General features: G+C 63.0%; 10 protein-coding genes. 5 read left to right on the top strand and 5 right to left on the bottom strand.

Annotated elements, in window-relative coordinates; genetic code table 11:
- Positions 1-11 precede the first annotated feature (11 nt).
- On the top strand, positions 12-3893 hold the full coding sequence (locus tag HAHE_RS00360) for a family 20 glycosylhydrolase (RefSeq protein ID WP_338687540.1): 3882 nt from the start codon (positions 12-14) through the stop codon (positions 3891-3893).
- On the top strand, positions 3890-4597 hold the full coding sequence (locus HAHE_RS00355; protein WP_338687538.1) for a PIG-L deacetylase family protein: 708 nt from the start codon (positions 3890-3892) through the stop codon (positions 4595-4597). The genes HAHE_RS00360 and HAHE_RS00355 overlap by 4 nt, the downstream gene beginning before the upstream one ends.
- Here the strand turns inward: HAHE_RS00355 and HAHE_RS00350 are convergent.
- Complete coding sequence (locus HAHE_RS00350) at positions 4594-6048, bottom strand: DUF1501 domain-containing protein (RefSeq protein WP_338687536.1); 1455 nt, start codon at positions 6046-6048, stop codon at positions 4594-4596. The genes HAHE_RS00355 and HAHE_RS00350 overlap by 4 nt on opposite strands.
- Positions 6049-6053: 5 nt before the next feature.
- The gene (locus HAHE_RS00345) at positions 6054-9083 is read right to left on the bottom strand and encodes a PSD1 and planctomycete cytochrome C domain-containing protein (RefSeq protein ID WP_338687535.1); all 3030 of its coding nucleotides are present in this window, start codon (positions 9081-9083) and stop codon (positions 6054-6056) included.
- A gap of 218 nt (positions 9084-9301) precedes the next feature.
- On the opposite strand from HAHE_RS00345, the gene HAHE_RS00340 reads away from it, so the two are divergent.
- Together HAHE_RS00340 and HAHE_RS00335 are read left to right on the top strand one after the other, a co-directional pair.
- Positions 9302-10960, top strand: a complete 1659-nt coding sequence (locus tag HAHE_RS00340) for a rhamnogalacturonan lyase B N-terminal domain-containing protein (protein WP_338687534.1) — start codon at positions 9302-9304, stop codon at positions 10958-10960.
- Positions 10961-11504: 544 nt separating this feature from the next.
- Positions 11505-16607: a beta strand repeat-containing protein gene (locus tag HAHE_RS00335; RefSeq protein ID WP_338687533.1), complete on the top strand. Its 5103-nt coding sequence runs from the start codon at positions 11505-11507 to the stop codon at positions 16605-16607.
- 335 nt (positions 16608-16942) lie between these two features.
- On the opposite strand, the gene HAHE_RS00330 is transcribed toward HAHE_RS00335, so the two are convergent.
- The 3 genes from HAHE_RS00330 to HAHE_RS00320 are packed head-to-tail and all read right to left on the bottom strand — an operon-like array spanning position 16943 to position 24452.
- Positions 16943-18394: a sulfatase-like hydrolase/transferase gene (locus tag HAHE_RS00330; RefSeq protein ID WP_338687532.1), complete on the bottom strand. Its 1452-nt coding sequence runs from the start codon at positions 18392-18394 to the stop codon at positions 16943-16945.
- A 36-nt stretch (positions 18395-18430) separates the two neighbouring features.
- Complete coding sequence (locus HAHE_RS00325) at positions 18431-19045, bottom strand: class I SAM-dependent methyltransferase (RefSeq protein ID WP_338687531.1); 615 nt, start codon at positions 19043-19045, stop codon at positions 18431-18433.
- 55 nt (positions 19046-19100) lie between these two features.
- Entirely contained in the window at positions 19101-24452 is a 5352-nt protein-coding gene (locus tag HAHE_RS00320) for a LamG-like jellyroll fold domain-containing protein (protein WP_338687530.1), read from the bottom strand.
- Between the two features lie 220 nt (positions 24453-24672).
- Here HAHE_RS00320 and HAHE_RS00315 point away from each other — a divergent pair, with 220 nt between their 5' ends.
- Positions 24673-25944 (top strand): PQQ-binding-like beta-propeller repeat protein, encoded by a 1272-nt coding sequence (locus HAHE_RS00315; RefSeq protein ID WP_338687529.1) that lies wholly within the window; start codon positions 24673-24675, stop codon positions 25942-25944.
- The last annotated feature ends 91 nt before the right edge of the window (positions 25945-26035 follow it).

The raw sequence follows: 26035 nt of genomic DNA, 5'->3' as shown, positions 1-26035 counted from the left end.
TTAGTCGGCGCATGAAGTTTGTGAAATGGATCTGGCTGTCCCTGTCGTGGGCGGCATTGGGTGCGGAGTCCTTCGAGGATCTGCCGGCGGGTGGCTTCGAACGTCTCGAATCGGAGGTCGGAATTTGGTCGGCAGCGCAAGGTCAGGCTGAGGTTCACTCCGGGCACGCCAAGGCGGGGAACCGTTCCTTGCGTCTGGTGGGAGGGGGTGAGCAGGCGATGGAACTGTCGCTCGCCTCTCCACTCGCGAAGCGCGCACGGCTTTCGTTCTGGTCGGAGAGATGGACGGCACATGCTCCGTTCCAGTTCCGGATCGATGCGGCGGGGACCGACGGACGGTTCGTCGAAATCTGGAACGGCGACGCTGTGGTGAAGGTGGGTGGTTTCCACACACGGGTCGAAGTGCCGCTGGCCGCGGGAACCGCCACGTTGCGGTTCCGGTGCACGGCGCCGGAGAAGTCGGGCGTGATGCTGGATCTGATCGACGTGACGGAGGAGAAGCCGATGCGCGTCAAGGAGGTGAGCGTTTCCCAACCGGTTGTTCCGGTGCTCAGGGGCAAGAACATCAACCCGGTGCTCGGATTGAAGATCGTGACCGAGGGCGCCCTGGAGCCGCTGAATCTTGAGGCGGTCGAGGTGAGCCTGCAGGGCACGAGCCGGTTGGAGGATGTCGCTGCTGTGGAGCTTTTGCGCGGGCAGGAGGACCCGACCGGTGGATTCGGCGAACGGTTCGGTGGCGAGGTTACGGGTGAAACCGTGGCCTTCTCCGGAGGACGGGCGCTTCAGGCGGGCGACAACTGGTTCTGGGTTTCGGTGCGCCTCAAGGAGGAGGCGGACATCGATGGGTGTGTCGATGCGTCGGTCGCCCGAATCAAGGCGTCGGGGGAGGTGACGGAGGTGGTCGCGGGTTCGGCTCCGGGATCCCAGCGAATCGGGGTGGCGCTGCGACAGCGTGGTGATGACGGATCGAAAGCCTACCGGATCCCCGGCATGGTGGAGACCAACGATGGTTCGCTGATCGCGGTTTATGACATCCGCTATGATAACGCCGGCGATCTTCCCGGGAACATCGACGTGGGCGTTTCACGATCGACCGATGGAGGTGCGAACTGGGAGCCGATGCGGGTTGGAATCGACATGGGCAAGGGTGGAGGTGACGGCGTCGGTGATCCCTGCGTCTTCGTGGACCGCAAAACAGGAAGGATCTGGATTGCGGCATTGTGGAGTCACGGCAACCGGGCATGGAACGGCTCGGGGCCCGGGCTCGAACCGTCCCAGACGGGCCAGCTCGTGCTGGTCCATAGCGACGACGACGGCAAGACTTGGTCGAAGCCGAGGAACATCACCAAAGAGGTGAAGAATCCGGACTGGCGGCTCCTGCTCGACGGTCCGGGGACCGGAATCACGATGGCCGACGGCACCTTGGTGTTTCCGGCACAGTATCGGGCGGGCGACGGTCTGCCATGGTCGACCCTAATCTGGTCGAAGGACCGCGGCGAGACGTGGCACATCGGCACCGGTGTGAAGGACAACACCACCGAAGCCCAACTGGTTGAGGTCGAGGAAGGCGTGCTGATGATCAACTGCCGCGACAACCGCGGTGGCGCCCGGACCGTGGCCACCACGCGTGATCTCGGCAAAACGTGGGAGTTTCACCCGACGGACCGGAAGGCGCTGCCCGAGAGCGTCTGCATGGCGAGCCTGCTGAAGTGGGATGTGCCCGGTGTCGGCGAGCGGCTCTTCTTCTCAAATCCGGCGACCACCCGAGGTCGGCACACGATGACCGTGAAGGTGTCCGACGACAAGGGGATGAGCTGGCCGGAGCAGTTCCATGCTTTGTACGACATTCGTAGTGGTTCGGGCTACTCCTGCCTGGCTCCGGTCGGTGAGGGTCACTTGGGAGTGCTCTACGAAGGGCCTGCGGAAATCTACTTCCTCCGACTGCCGGTGAAGGAGTTGCTCGAAGGCGATCCGGTTGACGCATTTGATCCCGGAAGCGGCGCACGGCGGGATTCTCCGGTGCCGCTGGTCCCGTTTCCCCGCGAAGTCGAGTGGGGCGAGGGTGCGATCGAGGGGAGTGGATGGAGGGTGCAGGTCGTCGGCGATCCAGGCGTAGCGAAGCGGAAGTTGGACGCGCTGCCCGAGGGTGATCTTGACCTGAGGATTTCGATTGGCCCGGTCGCGGGAGGTCCCGAGGCGTATGCGTTGTCGGTCGCCGGTGATGGCGTGCGGATCCAAGGGGCGAGCGATCTGGGTGTGCTTCGTGGTCTTGCGACCCTTGAGCAACTTGCCGCGGAAGGCAGCGTGCCGCTGGTCACGATTCACGACTGGCCGGCGTTTCCGGTGCGCGGCTTCATGCACGACGTCGGGCGCAACTTTCAGGAGATCGAAACGGTCGAGCGCTTCGTCGAGACGATGGCCGGACTCAAGCTCAACGTCTTCCACTGGCACCTGACCGATTACCCGGGGTATCGGATCGAGTCGAAGCGTCATCCCGAACTCAACAAGAAGTCCTCGTATCGGGAAACCCGCCAGCCGGGGAGGTTCTACACCTTCGAGGAAATCCGCGGACTGTTTCGCAAGGCACACTCGCTGGGTGTCGAGGTGCTTCCCGAAATCGACATGCCCGGGCACAGCGAATATTTCGGCAAGGCGTTCGGGTTCGGCATGCAGGACCCTCGCGGGACGGAGATCTGCGCGGATCTTCTCGACGAGTTCTGCGACGAGGTGATCAAGCCGCTGCGGGAAGAAGGAATCGCGGTGCCACGTTTTCATCTCGGCTCCGATGAAGTGGGTATCACCAACAAGGCTTTCCTGCCGAAGATGGTCGAGACCTTGAGAGGGCACGATCTCGATGTGGTCGTATGGCGCCCGGGTGCATTGCCGGATAAGAATTGCATCACCCAGCTGTGGGCGAAGGGCCGCCCAGTGTCAGGGGTGCGCTTCATCGACTCGGCGGTGAACTACGTGAACCACATGGACTTCCTCGACGGGCCGCCGCATGCGTTCTTCTGGCAGCCGTGCTGGAGGCCGGAAGGCGACGGCCAGGCGCTGGGTTCGATCCTTTGCCACTGGCCGGACATCAACACCGGGGGCGAAGAAAATGTTTACCGTCAGAGCCCGGTGGTGCCGGCGATGGTTGCCGGCGCGGAACGCTTTTGGCGTGGGCTGCCCGAGGCCCATCCGGATCTCTGGGCCCGGCTGCCGGCTCCGGGTGATCCGCGCGTCGAGGCTTTCCGGCTTTTCGAGCGGGACTTGGTCGCGCTTGGTGCTCGTCTCGGCGAGCAATGGCCTTTCCCGTATCTCGCGCAGACTCCGTTGCGCTGGCGGGTGATCGGACCTTTCCCGCATGGTGGCGATACGGCCAAGTCTTTCCCTCCGGAGAAGATGGAGCGCGTCGAGTCGGTCGAGCTCGGCGGCACGCAGTTCGAGCCGGTCGAAGTGGTGGGTGCGACGATTCACTTCCGGCACTTCTTCGGAACCGGCGGGGTGCTGGAAGGCAATCCGCAGGAGGGAACGGCTTACGCCGAGACGCGCATCTGGTCCGACGAAGCGATGGATCTTGCGTGCTGGATCGGTTTCAACACGCCATCGACATCCGACCGGCGCTGCGGTCCGACGGTCGAGGGCAAGTGGAGTCACGAGGACGGGATGGTCTGGGTGAATGGCAACGCGCTGGCGCCCCCCGAGTGGAAGAACCCTTCCTACAAGCCGAAGCAAACGTGGGCCGACGAGGTGCCTTTCGTGGACGAAGCCTATGCCTATCGGGAGCCGACGATGGTCCCTCTGCAGAAGGGCTGGAACCGGATCCTGGTCAAGGCTCCGAGGAAGCGCGACGGCTGGAAGTGGATGTTCACCTTCCTGCCGCTCGAACCGGTCAAGGTGGAGCCATGAAGCCGGCGCGTTTCGGTCTCGATCCGGGTCCGTGGGACGAGCCGCGACGGTGGCTTGTCCTCGCGCCGCATCCGGATGACTTCGAGGTCGTGGCGGTGACGATGCGTCTTCTTGCCGAGCGCGGATGCGATCTGTTCCTCGAAGTTCTCAGTGGGGGAGCCAGCGGTGTTGAGGATGTTTTTGCGGAGAGTTGGGAAGAAAAGACGGCAGCCCGCGAGTCCGAGCAGAAGGCGTCCTGCGAGCGCTTTGGCCTGCCGTTGGAACGTCTAAAGTTTCATCGGCTCCCGGAGGACGAGGCGGGCTACATCCGTGATGATGAAGCGAACGATGCCGCGATCCGGAAGATCCTGGATCGGGTGGGTCCGGAGGCGGTGGTACTGCCGCATGGTAGAGACAGCAATGCCGACCACCGCCGGGTATTCCGCTGCTTCGAGCGGTGGCGGGGCGAGCAGCAGAAGAAGCCGCTTGCGTTACTCGTCCGCGACCCGAAGACCTTTGGGATGCGCTTGGATCTGGTGACGGAATTCGATGACGAAGCCGCCGAGTGGAAGGCGGAGCTTCTGAGATGCCATCATTCCCAGCACGAGCGCAATTTGCGATCAAGGGGCATCGGTTTCGACGAACGCATCCTCGCGACCAACCGCGAGATCGGGGCGGAAGTCGGTGCGGCCTACGCCGAGGGGTTTGAGGTGATGGGGGGCTAAAGCAGGATGTCCTTCACCGGTTTGACCGGTTCCACGCCGGTCAGGCGCAGGTCGAGGCCCTGGTGCTTGATCGCGAGGCGTTGGTGGTCGAGGCCCATCAGGTGCAGTAGCGTCGCGTTCAGTTCGTGGATGTGCACGGGGTTCTCGGTGACGTTGTAGCTGAAGTCGTCGGTCTCGCCGTAAACGATGCCCGGCTTCACGCCGCCGCCTGCCATCCAGATGGTGAAGCATCGCGGGTGATGATCTCGTCCGTAGTCATCCTTGGTCAGCTTGCCCTGGCAGTAGATGGTGCGGCCGAATTCACCGCCCCAGATGACGAGCGTGTCGTCGAGCATGCCCCGCTGTTTGAGATCCTGAACGAGCGCGTAGCTCGCCTGATCGACGTCGCCGCATTGCAGCGGGAGGTCACGGGAGATGTTGAAGTGCTGGTCCCAGCCGCGGTGGAAGACCTGCGTGAACCGCACGCCTTTTTCGGCGAGTCGCCGGGCCATCAGCGCGCAGTAGGCGAAGGTCCCGGGTTGCTTTGACGCGGGGCCGTAGGCTTCGAAGGTCGACTCGGGTTCCTTTGATAGGTCGGCGAGTTCCGGCACCGAGGTCTGCATGCGGTAGGCCATTTCATACTGCGCGATCCGCGCCTGGATCTCGGGGTCGCCAAAGTGCTCGAAGTTCTTGGCGTTGATCTGGTTCAGCGTGTCGAGCATCCGGCGCCGGGTGGCCGGATCGATGCCGTCGGGATTGTTGAGGAACAGGACCGGGTCGCCGGCGGATCGCAGGAGCACGCCCTGATGTTTCGACGGAAGCGGGCCGGAGCCCCAGAGGCGGCTGTAGATCGCCTGGGCGTCGCGCTTGGCCGACCACGTCGCGTTGAGCACGACAAACGAGGGCAGGTTGTCGTTCAGGCTTCCCAAGCCATAGCTCAGCCACGACCCCAGACTCGGGCGTCCCGGAAGCTGGTTGCCGGTGCAGATGTAGGTGATCGCCGGGTCGTGGTTGATCGCCTCGGTGTGCATCGATTTGATGATGCACAGGTCCTTCGCCATCTTCCGGGTGTAAGGGAGAAGCTCGCTGATCGTCGCGCCGCCATCGTTGTTGTCGACGGTCTCGAAGGCATACTTGGTCGGCGCGATCGGAAAGCGCTTCTGCCCCGATGTCATCGTGGTGATCCGCTGCCCGTTGCGGATGCTGTCGGGCAGGTCCTTGTCGAACCATTCGGCCATCTTCGGTTTGTGGTCGAAAAGGTCCTGCTGCGACGGCGCGCCGGACATGAACAGGTAGATGGCGCGCTTGGCCTTCGGTGCGACGGCGCGAAAGGCGGGCGGGATTTCGCCGGCTGCGATGGCGTCGCGGGTGAGCAACGAGGAAAGCGCCGCGCTGCCGAGTCCGAGCCCGCTGGTCTTGAAAAAGTGCCGGCGGGTTTGGAAGGCGAGGCTGTCTGAAACGGGGTGATCCATGGGATTCAGTTCTTGGTGACGAACTCGTCGAGGTTCAGGACCATGCTCGCGACCATCGTCCATGCGGCGAGGCGTTCGGGCTGGTCGGATGCGGATGGCGAGTCGCCGATGGAGATCAGCTTCTTCGCCTCATCGGGTTTGGTCCGGTAGTGGGCGAGATGTTCCTTGAAGGAATCAACGGTCAGGCTGGCTTCATCGGCCGATGGCGATCGCGAAAGGGCGTGCTCGAACAGCGCTCCGACGATCTCGTCGTCAGACAGGTCGATAAATCGCTCCGCGAAATAGCGGGCGGCTTCCACGAACTGCGGGTCATTCATGAACATCAGCGCGTGCAGCGGCGTGTTGGTGCGTTCGCGACGCACCACGCAGGCCTCGCGTGATGGCGCGTCGATCATCTGGGGCGGGGGAGACGTGCGTTTCCAAAAGGTGTAGAGGCTGCGGCGGTGGACCTTATCCGGGCCCTTGTCGGCGACAAACTTCACGGTGTTCGATGATTGGTAGCCGACCGCCTTCCACAGGCCGTCGGGCTGCGGCGGTTTCACACCCGGTCCTCCGACTTTCGGCACAAGCAGGCCACTGACGGCAAGCGCCTGGTCGCGCAGGACCTCGCCATCGAGCCGGAAGCGCGGGCCTCGCGAGAGCAGCCGGTTGTCCGGATCCCGTTTGTAGTCCTCCGGCGACGCGACGGATGTCTGCTGGTAGGTCTTCGAAAGCACGATGAGCTTCATCAGACGCTTCACGTCCCAGCCGGACTCCCGGAACTCGACCGCGAGCCAGTCGAGGAGCTCGGGGTGGCTCGGCCACTCGCCTTGGGAGCCGAAGTCGCCGGCGGTTTTGACCAGTCCGATGCCGAACAGTTGCTGCCAGAGTCGGTTAACCGCCACGCGCGCGGCCAGCGGGTGATCCTTCGAGGTCAGCCAGCGCGCGATTCCCAGTCGGTCGTTGGGAGCGGTCTCCGGAAGCGGAGGTAGGAAAGATGGCAGCGCCCTTGGAACCGGGTCGCCAGTCGGACGGTCATACTCGCCGCGGTCCAGCACGCGGGACGGACGCGGCTGCGCCTTTTCCTTCCAGATCAACGTGGAGGGGAAGTTCTTCTCGATGTTGGTGATTTCCTGCTCGTGACCGCTGACTGCTGCCCGAAGAGGCGCCAAGGCTTCACGAGCCTTCAGGTCGACATCGGCGATGTAGTGCCGCAGCAGACGGTCCTTCTCGTCGCTCGTGACCTTCGGGCCATCCTTGCGGAGGATCTTCTCCAGATCGGCGGGGAGTCCGGACTTCTTCTTCGCCCGTTCGTCGTGAACCCACTTGTTGAACGAAGTGTAACCGGACCCGATCGAACGCATGCCGGCCGCGTCCCAGTAGGCCGTGCCTCCGAACTGAGTGAACGCCACTCCGTTGATCTTGTCTCCAGGCTTCAGCCCGACCTCCGACGCGTCGACTTCGAGACGCACCCATTCGCCTGACTTCGGCAGGTCGCCTTTCTTCAGCCGACTCGGCGTGCCGTTCTTTCCCCAATCGATCTTGTCCGCTCCCCAATAGGCGCGGTGCTCCCATTTGCCGGAGTTGAACTGCAGCATGATCTGCTCGGGCGCGTTCTTGCCGATGAAAACGTGGGCGAAGAACGTGGCGTCCTCGCCGACCATGTAGGGCTCCTTCTTTCCTTCGAAGTAGTGCTGCACGGTCCCTTCGCCTGACTGAGAGCGTGCCTTGCCTCCGCTCAGCACCGCCTGCCCTTCGACGGACGTGACCCAGTTCCAGCCACCCTGTTTGTTGGCGTCCTTCGGCAAGGCGTCATCGATCCAGGTGACTTCGACCGGACCAGCATGATCCGGAGTCTTAGGTTCTTGGTAGTCGTAACTGGCGATCGAGTCGTCCAGCGCCTTCCGGGCTTGCTCAAGGGCGTGCTTCGAGGCGGTCAGTTTCGCCTCATCATCGGGACCGGGCACGCGGATGACCGGGGCGTGGTCCTTCTTGTTGCCGTCCATAGGGTCGGCATCGAGGCTGTTGAAGTAGGCGAAGAGCTGGTAGTATTCGCGCTGGGTCAGCGGATCGAACTTGTGGTCGTGGCAAGCGGCACAGCCGGTGGTCAGGCCAAGCATCACCGTGCCGAAAGTCGACACACGGTCCGCGACGTTACGCACCAGCACCTCCTCCTTGATCGATCCACCTTCCGCGGTCGTGACGTGCGCGCGGTTGTAGCCGGTGGCCACAAGTTGACTGACGGTCGGGTTCTCGAGCAGGTCACCCGCCAGTTGTTCGGTGAGGAAGTCGTCCCACGGTTTGTTCTCGTTGAAGGCGCGGACGATCCAGTCGCGGTAGGGCCAGAACTCGCGGTAGTTGTCGAGGTGCAGACCGTGGGTGTCGCCGTAGCGGACGGCATCCAGCCAGTAGCGGCCCATGTGTTCGCCGTAGTGCGGGCTGGCGAGCAGCCGGTCGACGACGCGCTCGACCGCATCAGGAGACTCGTCGGCGACAAAGGCCTCGAGTTCCTCAGGTGTCGGGGGGAGGCCGGTAAGATCAAGCGAGAGCCGGCGGAGCAGGATGTGCTTCTCTGCCGGCTTCGATCGGGAAAGCGCGTTCGCATCGAGCTGCTTGCCGACCAGCTCATCGATGCCCGCCGAACCCGCCGCGGCTTGGGGCCGGACGGGCGGGATGAAGGCCCAGTGATCCTGATACTCCGCGCCGCCCTCGATCCAGCGGCTGAGCAGATCGATCTCCTCCTTCGTCAGATCCTTGCCGGTCTCCGGGGGAGGCATGATTTCCTCCTCGTCGTCGGTCGTGACCCGATACCAGAACTCGCTCTTCTTCAGCGACCCCGGGACGATCGCGTTCTTGTAGGCGTTGTCGCGCTCGTCGAGCCGGAGCTTCGCCTCGCGCGTCTTTTCGTCGGGACCGTGGCAGTGGAAACACTTCTCGGAGAGGATCGGTCGGATGTCCCGATTGAACTCGATGGCGTCATCTCCCGAAGCGCTCGCCGCGAGGGCAAGCAAGGCAAGGGCGGTGGTGCGGGCTGGCGGTCCGGCTCGTCGTTCCATGGGTCTCCTGTCATACTGCAGGATCCGCCGAAATCAGTCGTGCAAATTCGACCGGCGAGCGTCAGCGCCAGGCTCGGATTCCGGAACCCCAAGATTCGAACCCGCGCGACTCGCGGGTGAAATCCGTGTGTTGTCCAAGGCCGCATGTCGCGCGCCGTCCCACTGTTGCCTTGGACTCGCCGCGGGCTGGGTCCTAGGGTGCCGGTCCCATGAGGGTCATGAGACGGGTTTCAGCTGCGAGCGGGTCAAGGATGCTGACTGCCTTGGGAACCGCCGGGTGGATGTTGCTGATGTCGGGTTTCGCATCGGCAGGAGATTTCGGGGTGACGGAGGAAAACGAGCGCTACACGGTCGATACCGGAGCCGGGCTCGTCTTCCGGGTGCTGCGGAGCAACGGCGACATCGACTCGATCCGCTGGAAGGGGATGGAGCTTCGGGGACGGAAGACGTCCCACATCGCCTCGGGTCTTGGGTCGAAGGGCACCATGGTCGAGCTGAGCAGGAAGGACGACATGGCCGTGATCACGCTCAAGACCGACTCGACCAACGGCGTGGTCGAGGACCTGACGCATTACTACATCGTCCGCAAGGGCGAGAACACGATCTACATGGCGACCCATGCCGAGAAGCAGCCGCGCGTCGGGGAGCTTCGCTGGATCGCGCGGCTCAAGCGCGAACCGTTCAGCCGGATCCCGGAGCCGTCGGATGTTGCGGGGAATACCGGGGCGGTTGAATCGCAGGATGTCTTCCGGATGCCCGACCGCACGACGCGTAGCAAGTACTACGGCAACCAGCAGGCGAAGGATCTTTCGATCCGCGGAGTCGGAGGCGAGGGCATCGGCGCGTTTATCGTGTATGGAAACCGCGAAAGTTCATCGGGCGGCCCGTTCTTCCGCGACATCCAGAACCAGAGCGGGAGCGAGCTCGAGGTCTACAACTACATGAACTCCGGCCACCTGCAGACGGAGCCGAGACGCTCCGGTGTGCTCTACGGACCCTACGCGCTGTGTTTCACCGACGGAAGCGCGCCGGAGTATCCTGACATGGATTTTGTCTCGAAGCTGAACCTCAAGGGCATGGTGCCATCGGATCAGCGGGGAGCGGTGCACGTAGAGGACATCGATGGGATGGACGAACGCTTCCCCTACATGGTGGCCTTCTCGAATGCCGACGCGCAGTACTGGGCCGAAGTTCGGAAGGGTGAGGCGATGTGCGAGGGCATGAAGCCGGGCAAGTACGAGATGGTGATCTTCAAGGGCGAACTCGTGGTGCATCGCGATGAGATCGTGGTCAGCGCGAAGGGAACGCTCGTGATTCCGAGTATCCGGATCGATGAGGATCCGTCTACCGATGAGCCGGTCTGGCGGATCGGCGACTGGGATGGCACGCCGCTCGAGTTCCGCAACGGCTCGAAGCTCTCGCTGATGCATCCTTCCGATCCGAGAATGGAGGATTGGATGGAGGACAATTTCACGGTGGGGGAGGACAAGGCCGCGAACTTCCCCGCCTGTCAGTGGGCGAAGGTCAACGGGTCGAGGGAGATCCACTTCAAGTTGAGCGCCGATCAGCTGAAGGCGCACACCATTCGGATCGGGATTACGACTGCCCACAGTGGTGGCCGGCCGAAGATTCACGTCAATGACTGGTCGGCTCGGAATCCCGGCCCTTCATCCCAACCGCAGTCGCGGGGCATGACCATCGGCTCTTACCGGGGCAACAACGTGACTTACCGTTTCGACGTCCCGGCGGAGGCCTTCGTCGAGGGAATCAACACGGTCACGATCTGGCCGATCAGCGGTCAGCAGGCGCGCGATTTCCTCAGCCCGGGCTACGCGTTCGACTGTCTCGACATGCTGCCGGCCGGCACCGCGAACTGACTGGCAGAGCCGGGCACCATTCGGGCGCCGTTCCGAAAGTTCGGAATGATGAATCCGAATCATTCCGCCCGTCGTTCAAGTGGGGAGGCGGGTGAGTGATCTCAGCCCTCGGCGTGTCGCAAAAGTATGGGACAAAATGCAGCGGTTCTGGTGATATTCACCCATTTTCTTCGGGTCGTAAGCTGGCGTCTTAAGATGGCGGACAGCCGCTCCGGGAATCTTCCGCCAAGCTTGATCGAGACCTGGTATGCGTGGGTTTACGTAATGGAATGCTCTGGAAATAAGGGATTTAGGGCTTGTGGTCAGAATGCACGGAAAATTCGGATCCCGGTGGCGCGTCGGGAGAATCCCAGGTTGGTCGAAAGCATCTTCAAACCGTTCGTCCGGATTGGAGTCCAAGTTTTGTCGTAAAATTACACAATTACTTCGCGATGATACATGCACGCCACGCAATCGTGGGCTACCTATATATCACAAGCTTGTCTCATGCCCTCTTAACCCAGGAGCGCGCAACAAGCCCCCAGTCATAACCCATCAGAAACCCATGAATGCTACGAGACCCCGCTTGGGGACGTGTGCCTTGCTGGCCGATCGTCCCTTCATTGCAACCTTCGCCGCCGCCAGCGTGGCCGCGATCACTTCACTCCAGGCCCAGACGACCTGGGATGGTGATACCAGCACCGACTGGGCAGACGCTGCGAACTGGAACAACGGTGTGCCTGCACCGAATGGTGACATTCTTCTCGTTCCGGGCGTGACCTTCCAGCCGACCTTCTCGGGCGGTTCTCTGGACACGATTGGGGCGCTCTTTACCGGGGCCAACACGACTTCCAATGTTGCGCTGACCGTTACCGGCGGTTCGCTCATCACAGGGCAGCATATCGTTGCTCCCGATGGCGGAACCACCGGCAACTTGGTGACCCTGAACGGGGCGGGTGCTCTCATCGGCTCCAAATATTGGTTCATCGTCGGTCGCGATGGGGGCAGCGGAACCTTCACCCTGACGGATGGCACGATGAATGCCGCCACCCGCTTTGACCACGCGGTGCTCGGCAACACGAACGGTTCCGTAGGGGTCGTGAACATTGACGGTGGATTCTTCAACGTAGGCGGTGACGGCAGCGAACGGCAGCCCGCCGCGCAAGCCGAGCTTTGGGTTGGCCAAGGCGGAATGGGAACAGTCAACCAGACCGCTGGCGTGACAACCTCGAGAGCCTACTTTGTGGTCGGTCGCGACGGAACGGGTAACGGAACCTATAACCTCAGCGGCGGAACCGTGAATGCCGCCACCGTTCAGGGATTTGCGGTCATCGGCTCGTTCAACGGCGCGGTCGGAGACGTGAATGTCAGCGGCACAGGTGATTTCAATGCCCCCCGCGGACTCTATGTCGCCGAGAACGGCAGCACCGCGACGCTCGATATCACGGGTGGCACCGTGGACGTGACCGGACCGATCAATGGTGCGGGAACGGTCGGTCTCGACATCGCGCGGGCCGGCAACAACACCAACGTAGCCAACGGAACGGTCACGGTTGAGACCGGCGGCACGCTGAACGTCGAGAACGACCTTCGGATCTGCTTCGCCGGCGCTGCGGGCTCCCAAGGCGCGCTCAACGTCGACGGCGGGGTGGTGAACGTCGCCTCGACGCTTCTTCGATGGTTGATTGTCGGTCAGTACGACGCCAGCGACCCGACCGTCAGTGTCACCGGTGGCGGCACGATCAATCTGAATGCCGGTTCGGATATCCAGATGGGGATCAACAACAACACCGGCAACCGGGAAGTGACCGTCAACGGTGCCGGAAGCGCCATTCTCGGTAGCCCGCCTGCCAGCGGAAGTGCTTCTAACCTCGTCATGGGTGCGGCCAACAACGGTGGCAGCGACACGCTGAACCTAGAGAACGGCGGCCTGCTTCAGATCAATGCGATCTTCACCAATTCCAACACGAATTCCGCGGTCATCAACTTCGACGGCGGGATCCTGAAGGCGGTTGCGAGTGACGGCAACTGGATCAACCTCGCCGGAACCGGAACCCGGGCGGTGAACATTCTCAGCGGTGGCGCGTCATTTGATACGGGCGCGTTCAACGTGACGATCCACAATCCTCTTCTGGAGGACAGCATTTCCTTGAATGGGGGTGTGACCAAGACCGGATCGGGAACCCTGACCTTGCTTGGCGACAGCACCTTCACCGGGCCGACCTTGGTTTCGGAGGGAACACTCGCCCTCGGCGGTGCTGGCGGCGTCGTTGATTCGAGCGGGCTCACCATCGCCGACGGTGCCGGGTTCAATGTTGCCGCGAAGACTTCGGATCCTGTCGTTGAAACCCTGACCTTCCAAGGTGATGCCCAGCTCACCTTGCAGGCTGCCGGCGATTCGATGGATCAGGTGGTCGTTGCCAACACCGCGATCACGACCACGCCGGCCAACGGAGTGGTGACGGTCAACGTGACCAACACCGCCGGTATCTGGACCGGAGATCCGAGCGGTTGGGAATACCCGATCATCGACCACGGCGGATTCTATGGCGGAACCGTCGCGACCGACTTCGCGGTTGGCACCCTTTCTCCGCCTCTCGCAGGTGGCCAGACCGCCGAGATTCAGGACAACGGCTTCGAGATCGTGCTGGTGGTCACCGGCGATCCGCTCTCGTGGACCGGCATGACCGACGCCAATTGGGACACCGCGTCGGTCAACTGGGCGAACACCGGCGGAGACACGACCTTCTCCGCAGGCCAGTCCGTTCTGTTTGAAGACGGTGCGGGCTTCTTCAACGTGAATCTTGCCGAGAACGTCGAGCCCGGACTGGTCCAGTTCAGCAACTTCAACGACGACTACACGATCTCCAGCAGCGGCGGCTTCGGTATCAACGGCAGCGCTTCGGTTTCGATCGACAACGGCGGGACGGTCACGCTTACGACCGACAACGCCTACACCGGCGCCACGAGTGTCACGGATGGTATCCTCGTGATTTCCGGAACCGGATCGATCGCGGACAGTTCGTCGATCATGATCGGGGACTTCGGTGAACTGGTGTTCGATCTGACCGGCAGCGATGAATACGCCAACCCGATCCAGGGCACCGGTCCGGTCACCAAGGATGGAACGGGCACACTGACCCTCTCGGGTGCCAATACCTTCGCGGGCGACTTCACGCTCGAAGCCGGCCAGCTCAATCTCAACAGCGCCGGAGCCCTCGGTACCACGGATGACGCCTTCGATGCCTTCATCATCAACGGTGGGGTTATCGACAACACCAGCGGTGGTCCGGTCTTCCTTGCTCCGAACAAGCCGGTCACCCTCAACGCGAACCTTTCGTTCCTGGGTACCAACGACCTGTTCCTGACCAACGGTGCCGTGACCCTCACCGACACCCGGTCGGTTAACGTTCCTGCCGGAAGCAACTTCGGGATGGGTGCGCCGAACGACGGTGGCGCGGGCTACGACTTCCTCAAGACCGGCGACGGCACGCTGGTTCTCAACGGTGGCAATATCGCCGGAGACCTCGACGTCCAGGGCGGCGTCGTCGCCCTCAATCAGGACTTCCTCGGCCGTGCTCCGGTCGGAACCGGTATCCTTGAGAACTCGGGCGGTGTGGGAACGAAGTGGACCTTCTGGAACCTCGCGACAGCCGAGACTTCAGGGTTGAACATCCGGGACAACGACGGATCGCACGACTTCCAGCTCGGAATCGTGAAGCGCGGCATCGGCTCGCTGACTCTGACCAACGCGCTCAATGACACGACGGCCCAACTGCAGGTCGAGAACGGATCCCTGATCCTGCAGGACGGTTCCTACAAGAGGCAGGCCGGCGACGGTTCGACGCTCGTGGGGGCTCAGGCAGTCATCGGCTTCGACGGAGGAGCGAATGGCGTTCTTGAGATCAACGGAGCGGCCGTGAACTACAACAGCGCGGCCAACGGTGCGTTCCTGGCTTACCACTCGACGCTCGACATCGGACGCAGCGGCACCGGTGCCGGAGCGGTCCACTTGAATTCGGGATCACTCGATGTGTTCCGTCAGCTCGCCGTCGGCCGTGCGAACGGCGCCTTCGCCGCCTACAGCCAAACGGGCGGCACCGCGAACATCGGAGGCTTCCTTGCCGTTGGCCTTGGTCCTTCGCAGGGCGTGGTCAATCTTTCCGGAACCGCCGCATACAACCAAGCGGGTCCGGTGACGCTCGGTGCCGCCGGTGGCAGCGTCGGCGTGATGTCACTGAGCGGCAGCGCCGTTTACAATCACACCAGCACGGGTGACCTCGGAATGTGGATTGGTGAGAACGGAGCCGGCGTGCTCACGGTCTCCGACAGCGCGAGCCTGACGATTGTCGCGGCGAACGACGGCCTGCAACTGGCGCGTGGAGGCGCAGGTGCCGGCGTGGTCAACCTGCGCGGCGGCAACGTGACGACCAAGGCGGTTTACAAGGGCGGTGGCAGTGCGACGCTGAACTTCAACGGGGGTTCCCTCACGGCGAACGCGGCGAACGCCAACTTCCTCACGGGCCTCACCGCAGCCTACGTTCACTCGGGTGGCGGCGTGATCTCCAACGGTGGCAACAACATCACCGTCGGTCAGTCCCTGCTTGCTCCGACCGGTGGTGGCGTGAGTGCTGCCGGCCTCAGCTTCAGCGGTGGCGGGTGCATCGATACGCCGGTGGTCACGATTTCCGGTGACGGTGTCGGTGCGACGGCGGTCGCGGTGCTCGATGGCAGCGGAAACCTGACCGGAATCACCATCACCAATCCGGGGATCGGCTACACGACCGCCAGCGTCAGCTTGTCGGGAGGTGGTATCGGAAATACCGCCGCAGTTACCGGCACTCCGACCATCGTAGCCAACACCAGTGGCGGTATGACCCTGACCGGGGCCGGCGTGACCACGATGGGTGGCGTCAATACCTACACGGGCAACACGACCGTGGATACCGGATCCAACCTCGTTCTCGGTGCAGCGGGACAGTTGGTCTTCGCGCCGATGGCTGACACGGTAACCAACAAGGTCACCGGTGCAGGCAACGCCCAGTTCGACGGTACCTTCTACCTCGATCTCAGCAACGCCGATCTGACCGATGGCAATACCTGGACGCTGGAGGATGTGGGTTCTCCCCTGTATTCGCTCACTTTCTCGGTGAACAGCAGCCTCGGTGCATTCAGCGAGTCGGCGAATGTGTGGACGCTTACCGACGGTCCCAACACCTGGACGTTTACCGAAGCGACCGGAGTCCTGAGCCTGAGCACCGGTGGACTCGCCGGCTATGACGCTTGGCTCACCAACTATCCGGGCATGACTCTGACCGGTCGTGAGGAGGACAACGATGGCGACGGTATCGCCAACGTGCTCGAGTTCTTCCTCGGTCTCGATCCGACGGTTTCCGACCTCGGCGGTCTGCCGACCGGCACCGTGTCGGGCGGTAACCTCATCCTGGTCTTCAACCGGAGCGATGAAGCCGAAGGCGACACCGTCCAGAACCTCCAATACGGCAGTGACCTGTCGGGTTGGACCACGGTGGCCATTCCGGCCGGAAGCGGCATGGTCGGTGCGGTCACCTTCACGGTTGTGGAGAATGGCGCCGGACCGGACACCATCACGGCCTCGATCCCGACGGGAGGTGCGGTGAGCTTCTTCGCCCGCCTGGACGTCCAATGATTCGGTCGGACTGATTCGATCAAAGTAGCATCCCCCGTCGCCGAGATCCGGCGGCGGGGGATTGTTGCGTGTGGGGGAGGGTTCGCCGGATTGGAAGGACGCGATTTCACGGGTAGCGCCGAAGGTGCGCAGGCGAAGCTGGAATCCACGCAGACGTGCACGCTCGACCAGCTCCGCCTGCGCTCCTTCGGCGCTTCAATTGTGTATTCGTCAAATACCCCCGGGTGAACCCGGGGGCTAGATGCCGGCGCCCCGTCGGGGCTTAAGAAACTCCGGAGGGCTGCATGGGCTGATCAGGGGGGCTCCGGGGCTGGGTGCTGCTCCGCGGCCGGATGCTACTCCGCCGCTTGGCGGTAGGTTTCCCAGAACGCCTTGGACATCTCGTTGATGTGCTCGGCATCAGCCTTGCCGTCGTTCAGGCGGTCCCGCTCGCTTTCGAGAAGTTTTCGCATGCGCTTGAGAACGGGCTGCACTTTTTTCTCTCCGGCGAGATTGCGGGTTTCGCCGGGGTCCGTTTCCAGGTCGAACAGCTGGGTGTGGCTCTCACCGTTCACGCTGTAGCTGATCAGCTTGTGGCGATCATCCCTCACCGCCCGGTGCCATGACATGAAGCCGAAGTAGAGGTGATCCCGATGGCTCGCTTCCGGATCGGCGATGACGGGGTCGAGGCTGCGGAATTGCACGGTGTCCGGGATCTCAACGTCCGCCCTTTCGCAAAGGGTCGGATACACGTCGTAGATGTAGCAGAGTTGCTCACGCCGCTCGCCTTTCGGGATCCCGGGGCCGGCGATGACCAAAGGCACCCGGACGGAGTGCTCGTAAACGCTCTGCTTGCCGGTCAGTCCGTGGCTTCCGAGAGCGAGGCCATTGTCCGAACTGAAGACGACGATGGTGTTGTCCGCTTCGCCGCTCCGCGCCAGGGCTTCGAGGATTCGCCCGATCTGGGCGTCGGTGTGCGTCACGAGGGCGTAGTACTTCGCGAGCCGATCGCGCACTCCGTCCTCGGTGAGCGGACGCTTCATCAGTTTCTCGTCGCGGATGTCATGGACGCCCGCGTCGAAGGGATGCTCGGGCAGGTAATTGGCGGGGAGTTTCATGTCCTCTCCTGCGTAGAGCTTCATGAATTCCTCCGGGCAGTTGAGGGGGTCATGAGGCGTCATGAAGGAGACGTAGGCGAAGAAGGGTGGGTCGCCGTCGTTGCGCTTTTCCAGAAATTCGACTGCGGCCTCGGCAAACAGGTCAGCGTTGAACGTGCCGTCCGGCTTTTGCTTCTCCTTTGCAGGTGGATCGGCGTCCCAATCGATCGAGAACAACGGCGTTTGGTTCTGCCCCCGGTGGCCGCCGCGGTAGTAGAGGTTGTCGCCCGCGTTGAAGGAGCGGAAGAAGTGGTCGTTCTTGCCGAAGCCGGGATCGTTCTTGCCGGCGGCGAAACAGGTGTAGCCGTCCTTCAGGAAGGCCCCCGTCATCGTCGTGTAGCGCTCCGGGATCGCGAAATCCCACGGCCCCTGGCTTTCCAGATTCCAGAGGGTGCGACCGCTGAAAAGGCAGGCGCGCGATGGGGTGCAGACGGCCATCGAGTTCGCGCCCATGATGTAGGCGTTGGTGAAGCTGAGGCCGTTTTCGACAAGGCGGTCGATGTTCGGCGTCTTGATCCGCTCGTTGCCGAGGGCGTGGATGGTGTCGAAGCGCTGGTCGTCGGTGAACAGGAACAGGACGTTCGGACGTGGCTTCGATTCCGCGGCGGCAGCCGAGAGCAGACAGGCGATGAGGGCGAATCGGACGGTCATCTGCCGACAGGGAACGTGGAAAGCCCGGGAAGGCTGTCAGCCGGATGGATGCGCCTGCTTCTGGACGATGAGATACAGGTGCTTCTCCGGGAATTGGTCGTATTCGAGGTGCCGGCACACACAGCCGCAGTCCGAGACGGCTTCGAGTAGGGCCGGAATGCCGGGAGCCGCGGTGTACATCGGCTCCCCCATGCACGGGTTGTCGGTGTCGCTCGGTTCATCGAGTCCGCCGCTGGTGAAGATGCAGATGCCTCCGGGACTCAGGGCGTTGAAGAGTTTTCGGAGGACGGGCTCCTGTTCGTCCATGGGCACATGCCAGATGCTGTCCCACGCGGAGACGAAGTCGTAGAGGCCCGGCGGCGTCCACTTGCAGATGTCGGCATGGTGGAAGGTGAGATCGGGGTGTCGCCTCCGTGCAAGCGCGAGCATTTCGGTGGAGATGTCGAGTGCTTCGGTGTCGAAGCCCTCGGACAGCAGCAGGTCGACGATCCGTCCGCTGCTGCCGCAGCCGATGTCGATGGCCCGCCCGCGGTGGTCGAGGAATGCCAAGGCACGCCGGTGTTGGGCGATGCCGTTCTCGCGATGGAACAAGTCGCCATCCCAGTGGCTCGCGAGCCTGTCGTAGCTCGCCGCGACGTCTTCGGGCTTCATCGGTCCGAAGGCTGGACGGCGGGGCGGTGGCTGGCAAGACCGCTCGACCGGACTCTTAGGGCTCGACCACGTTGAGCTGGAAGAAGCGCGCAGGGTCGCTGCCGATCGGAAGAGCGATGGTCTCAAGCCGGTCGCTCGTTTCGTAGATCGACGTGTTCTCCGGAACGTTCCAGCTTTCCCAATCGACGAGGTTGGTACTGGTCCGGATGTCGTAGATCCGGAAGGCCTTGCGGTTGAAACTCAGTGAGCCATCCGCCGCCTGAACCACCGGAGCATCCGAGGCGGACAGGGGGTTCGTGCCGAGAACGAACTCGTCGTAGTTGCTACGGCCGTCGCCGTCGCCGTCGTCATTGCGTCCGCCGATGCCGGGGAAGTTGATCGCCCAGTCGTCATAAAGCACATGGCTTGGCAACTCGCTCTGGATCCATTGGGTCAGGAGGTCGATGCCCACTTCGTCGTGCTCGGAGGTCGCGAGCGGCGGCATCCGGGTGAAGCCATTGGTCTCGGCGACCCGGTTGAGCACGATGCTGTGGAAGGTGTCGCCCGGGACGACATACTTGTTGAACGGGTCGCCGCCATTGTTGACGGCGGTTCCGTGGATCAATCCGGTTTGTTCCAAGGTCAGGCTCTCGCGGCCGTCCCAGAATCCCGCGACCGACCCGCCGAGCTGGTGGCAGTAGGCGCAGTTGACGTCGAGGTAGGAACGCACCCGCTGCTCGAGCGGATACTGGGTTTCCTCCGGCGTGACGTGGAAGGGCAGGGTGTCCACCGGATCCGGTGAGTTGTCGAGGTAGCCGGCGGAAGACAGCGTCACGATCTGGTTCCCCAGCATGCCATGGATGTCGGCGATCCGGTTGAGCTGCCGTGTGTTGAAGGACAGCGGGCGGTCGTCGTGACAGGTCAGGCAGCTCGTGCGGCCCGGGATTTCCCAGCGCTGGGTGTGAGGCGTGCCGTGATCGTCGATCGCGAGATCGAACGAAGTGCCGGCGTCTTCCACGAGATAGGCTTCGGTCCCGGCGTCGTTCCAGCGGTAGCTGACGCCATAGACTCCGTCGTCGGTCTTCACGAGCACGCGCGTCTCGATCCGCTTGTTCGTACCCGGATCATCTCGGCTCAGGGCGAGATCGAAGTGCTTCACCCAGACCGCGCCGGTCGGGTAGTCCCATGGGCCTTCCTTCTGCCAGGTCATCCTGCTGGTGCCGTCGGGGATGGCGAACCAGCGGGTCTTGTCGGCGTGGTCGCTCCAGAACTTGAGGTTCGGCAGGTAGGGGACGAGCCCCGGGGAGGGCGAAAGGTCGCTGAGGTCGGCGAAGAGGCCGGTTTCGCTGAGCGTCTGCGGGAATCCGCTGGCAAGGTCGCTGCTCTTCGTCAGGCGCATGATCTTGCCGGTCAGGTAGGCACAGAAAAGCAGGTCCTGATTGTAGGGGTCGAGGCCTTGGGAGGAGATCACGCCGTAGGCCCCGGGCAGGCCGGTCAGACGGGTGGTCGCGCCGGTGCCGGTCTCCATTTCCCAGACGTGTCCCGAGACCGAGTCGCTGAAGATGTAGCGTCCCACGAGCTCGGGGAAACGGGTGCCGCGATAGACGTAGCCGCCGACGACCGAGTTGCCCTTGAAGCTGGCGTCGCCGCCGGCGATGCCGGTGTGGACGTATTCGTAGACCGGATCGGTGCTGGAGAATCCGGGCGGCGGTGAACCGAGCACGGTGCCGAAGTCGTGGGCGCCCTCGCGGTAGGCCCAGCCGTAGTTCACGCCCTTCTCGACGAGGTTGATCTCCTCGTAGGTGTTCTGTCCGACGTCGCCGGCCCAGAGGTCGCCGGTCGCGGGGTCAAATGACATCCGCCACACGTGGCGCAGGCCGGTGGCCCAGAACTCGGTGCGGACCGCGTTAAGGTCGGCGACCGCGATGCCGTTGTAGGCTCCGTCCCACGTTCCTCCGAGCGAGGTGTGGATGAACGGGTTGTCGGCCGGGATCGAGAATCGCGCGATGCCGCCATCGGTCGGAATCGACGCGTGCGGGTTCGGCTCGAGGTTGCCCGGGAGCTTGTCGACATCGATGCGGAACACCCCGCAAAAGAAATCCCCGTCGACCTTCTGGCTGTTTTGCTGGCCGCGGTTTGAGTTCTCCTCGTCGCCGGCGGCGTAGTAAAGATAGCCGTCGGGTCCGAAATGGAGGTCGCCACCATCGTGGTTCGAACCTTCGTCGAGTTGCTCGATCAGGACCGACTCGGAAGCGGGGTCGGCGACATCTGGATCACCGGTGCTCACTTCGAATCGCGAGACGCGTTGGTAGTAGGAGCCGCCGTTGATGCGAACCGTGTAGGCGACGTAGAAGTAGCCATTGGTTGCGTAGTCCGGATGGAAGGCGAGCCCGAGCAATCCGTGCTCGGCATTGGCGCCATCCTCGATCGTCTCAGTGGGTGTGCGGCCGGCGACCACCGCCTGCAGGTCGAGGAAGGTGTTCTGTGTCGGGCTGGCCGAGGTGACATCCGGCACGTGCTTGATCTTGGCCATCCGTTCGCAAACGAACATTCGCTTGTCATTGCCCGGGATCAAGCTGATGCAGAGCGGTTCGTTGAAAGTGAGTCCCGGAAGCGCATCGACCAGTTCCCACGAGGTCGGCGGCGGTGCGTCGGGCATCGCCAGCGACGGGTTGGCGATCTTCAGCTCCGAAGTGATCGTGAAGTCGACCGTTGCAGGTGCCGACGTGCCGCCGATACCGCTCACTTCGTAGATCAGGCTGTCGGTCGCCGTCGCGCTGCCATCGTGGGCGTAAAGGATGCTGCCGTCGGCCTGAACCGTAACGGTTCCCGCTGCAGGAGGAGAGAGGATCGAAACGGTGGATCCAAGCGGGCCGCCCGTGTCATTGGCGAGGATGTCGACGAGCACCTTCTGACCGAAGTTGAGGGTGGCGGAGTCGTTGATCGCGACCGGGGGAGGGAAAACGGCATCGGGGCCGTTCGTCTCCGAGGTATTGACCTCTTTCTGGGTGATCGCCCGGTCGTAAACGCGGAGCTCGTTGATTGCCATGTGGGAGTTCGAGTCGCCCGACCAGTTCGAGCGCCCGATCCAGTTGTTCACGTCCTCCATGTCCTTGAGGCGGAATGGCACCGAGATGGTGGTTTGCAGGACGCCGTCGCGGTACCACTTCACTTCGCATCCGGTGGTCCCGCTCCCACCCGCGCCGTTCTCGACCGTCATGACGATGTGGTATTCCTGACCGGTCGAGGTGGATGCCGAGAGGTTGGAGTTCCATCCGGTCTCACCTCCCGCGTTCAGCTTCGCCGCCAACCGGTGCTCACCCAGCGTGCCGCCGGCGTTCAGCGAGAGGAAGAGGTTGTCGCTGGCTTCGAAGGCCGCGGGGGCGACCGGTCCGTCAATGATCTCGCCAGGTTCCGCGCCGGTGCCGTGGGTCACGGTGCAATTGCCGAAGTCGAGGATCCGCTGCCACCAGTTGGAGGACAGGGGGGTGAGCCAGAGCTCGACCGTCATGTCATTGAAGCCGGAGACAAAGTGGTCGGGCAACTCGAGGTAGGCGGAGATGTTCTCGCCGGTTTGTTGGCCGTTGGTGAGTCCCGCGCCGATGACCAGTTGGCTGCCGTCGAGTTGGGCGCCGTTGCCTCGGACCGTCGCGACCTCGCCGGTTGCCGCATCGATGAACTCGGTATCGGGCAGGGCGGGTTCGACAGGCGTGTTGAAGTCCCAGCGCCGCGCCGGAACGGGTGCGGGTGCGGGCGGTTCGGGAGGTCCCGCAGTCGGGTCGGCTCCCGCCAGAAAACTGGCGACCGTCTCGGCGGGGGCGAGCGCGCGTCGATGGATGCGGAGTTCGTTGAGGGCGAGGTTCGAGTTCGAGTCACCGGAATACATCGAACGTCCGATCCAGTTGTTCACGTCCTGGATGTCCTGAATCAGGAACGGGAAGTCGTCGGTATTCTGGAGGATGCCGTCGCGGTACCAGCTTGCGCGGCAGCCGCTGGCACCGAATTCACCGATTCCATCCTCGATCACGAGAACGTAGTGATACTCGGTCCCGGCTGTGGTGACGGCGGGTGAGAAGGTGTAGATCGGGCCACCATCGTTGAACTCTCCCTCAAGCTGCTGGGAGTTCATGTTGCCGCCGTCGTTCAGCGACAGGCTCAGGTTATCGTAGCCGCTGGTCCCGCCGGGTGCGGTGGGTCCGTCGATGATCTCTCCCGGTTCCGCGCCCAGTCCCGAACTGCCGGTGCAGCGGCCGAAGTCGAACAGGCGCTGCCAGTTGTTCGAAGACAGGGGGGTGACCCAGGCTTCGAAGGTCACGCCCGGCGTTGCGGAAACGATTCCGTTGGGCAGGTCGAGGTAGGCGGAGATGGTCGAACCCGGCTGGTTGCCGTCGGTGGTTCCAGGAAGCGTCAGTTCGGTTTGGGTCAAGGTGGCTCCTTGGCCTCTCACGGTGGCGATTTCGGAGCCGATGGTGTCGACAAACTCGGCGCCGCTCGCGAGCTCTGAATTCTCCCCGTCGTCGAAGATCCACAGGTTGTCGGGAGCGGGGGCGGAGACCGGTGTGGTGGAAAGAGAATCCGGGCCGGCGTTGATGCTGGCGAGCAGTTCCGATTGCGTGAGTGCGTGGTCGTAAATACGGAACTCGTCGTAGGAGGCGTTGGCGAGGGTGTCGCCGGTCCACTGGGATCGTCCGAGCCAGTTGTTTACGTCTTCCAGTTCGTTCAGGTGGAAATCGACATCCGCCGAGGCGATCTCGACTCCGCCGCGGAACCACCGGACACGGCCACCCGACCCGCCGAAGTTTCCGACCCCGTCTTCGAAGGTCATCGCGTAGTGGTGCCGAATGCCTGACGTCGTGGCGTGATTGGTATCGGTCATCACGCCCGTGGTTGTCGCGATGAACGCGTCCATCCGCTGCTCGTTCAGACTGCCGGCCCGGCAGAAGGTCAGGTAGAGGGTGTCCTCCGCACCGGTGGTACCCGGAATCTGGCCCTGGCCTGGATTGTCGATGATTTCACCGTCCTCGCCATTGCCGAACCCGGAGCCGGCAACGCGTCCGAAGTCGAAGATCCGCGCGAAATTTGCGAACCCCTCCGGCGTTGCCCAGACCTCCACGGTCAGGTTCGTTTTCGAAGAAATGATGCCGTTCGGGAGATCGACGTAGCCGGACAGGAAATTGGTCGAGTGATTGCCGTTCGACGTGCCGGTCAGGCGCAGCGTCGTGCCATCGAAGGTTGAGTCCTGTCCCTTCACAAAAGCGGACCAACCCGACTCGCTGTCGATCATTTCGTAATTGTTCGGAGCCCCGCCGGGGGCTTCGTTGAACGACCAGCGGTGGACGAGGGCGGCATGGACGGGCAATACCGCCAGTCCGAGGGCGATCGATAGCGGTGCCACGTGGCGAGCGCCGGGCTTCGTGGATCCAGTCATGGGTGCAAGGGGCCCGGCACCCCAGCCCGGGCAGGCTGCAGGAGACGGGAAGATTTGGGTTTGAAATGGCAGTAACCCACGATGAAGCAGGAGCGCCCGAGTTCTAGGAGGAATTCGCATAGTTTGTGGCGAATTCCGACAGGAGGTGGATTTGGCGGGCGAACCCGTTCCTCCATCAGGGCTTGAGAGATCAGGGCGAATCGGCGAGTAAGGGAGCAGCATGAGAAACCTTTGTCTTTCCCTCACTATCGGAGCCCTCGGAGCCGGATGCCTGATCGCGGCCGATTGGCCCGCGTGGCGCGGACCGAACCAGAATGGATCGGTCGAGATCGACAGCGCCCCGTCGAAGTTCGCGGGAGACAAAGGCGTGCTCTGGAAGGCCGAGCTTCCGGGGCGGGCGTGCTCGACTCCGATCGTCGCCAAGGAGCGGATTTTCGTCAGTGCCCCGATCGACGGGAAGGACGGTTTGGTCGCTTTCGACATGCAGGGGAAGGAGCTGTGGCGGACTTCGCTCGGCAAAATCCGCCCTGGCCGTGGCCAGCGCGTCGGCAGCTCCGCGAATTCCTCCCCGGTCACCGATGGAGAGTCGGTCTTCGCCTACTTCAAGTCGGGCGAGCTGGCGGCCTTCGACTTCGAGGGCAAGCTGCTGTGGAAGACGAACCTCTTCGAACGTTTTGGCGAGGACAAGCTGTGGTGGGATGTCGGCACCTCGCCGGTGCTCGCCGGCGGCCGGGTGGTGGTTTCGGTCATGCAGACGGACGGCAATTCCTACATGGTGTCGTTCGACAAGAAGTCGGGAGAGGTCGCGTGGAAGGTCGACCGTGAATTCGATACCGCGAAGGAATCGGGGGACTCCTACACGACGCCACTGGTGCTCGATCTCGATGGCAAGGAAACGATCGTGAACTGGGGTGCGGATCACCTGACCGGCCACGCGGCGGACGACGGCTCGCTGCTCTGGACCTGTGGTGGATTCAACCCGGAGAAGGTCGGCATGTGGCGGGTGATCGCCTCGGCGGTCGCGACCGACGGGATCGCGGTGGTGCCCTACGCGCGTGGCGGGCAGCTCGCCGGTGTGAAACTCGGCGGATCGGGAGACATTACCGACTCGGCTTTCCTCTGGAAAAAGAAGGACCTCGGAACCGACGCCGCTTCTCCGGCGGCTCACGACGGCAAGGTCTACCTGTTGACCGACAGTGGCAAGGATCGCGGCCAGATCACCTGCCTCGACGCCAAGTCCGGCGACGTGCTGTGGGAATCGAAACTGCCGAAGGGTGCGCAGATCTATTACTCGTCACCGGTGCTTGCCGGGAACGTCCTCTATTGCGTTCGCGAGGATGGTGTCCTGTTTGCCGCGAAGGTGACGGACGAGGGCCTTGAAGATATCGTCGAGGTTGAGACCGGCCAGAGCGTGATCGCGTCGCCGGTCGTCCTCGACGGGAAGCTCCTGATCCGGGGTGACCGCAGCTTGATTTGCTACGGAAATCCCTGAGTTTGCGGGTGTTTTCACTCCGCTGAAATTTCGATTCCGGGCGGCAATTTCCCTATTGCCATCCGCAGGGCATGACCCTAGCTTTCGCCCC

It is taken from the genome of Haloferula helveola (genome assembly GCF_037076345.1).
In the GTDB taxonomy this organism is placed as follows: domain Bacteria; phylum Verrucomicrobiota; class Verrucomicrobiia; order Verrucomicrobiales; family Akkermansiaceae; genus Haloferula; species Haloferula helveola.
The sequence above is the reverse complement of the archived record's forward strand: the minus strand, read 5'-3'. Positions and strand labels throughout refer to the sequence as shown.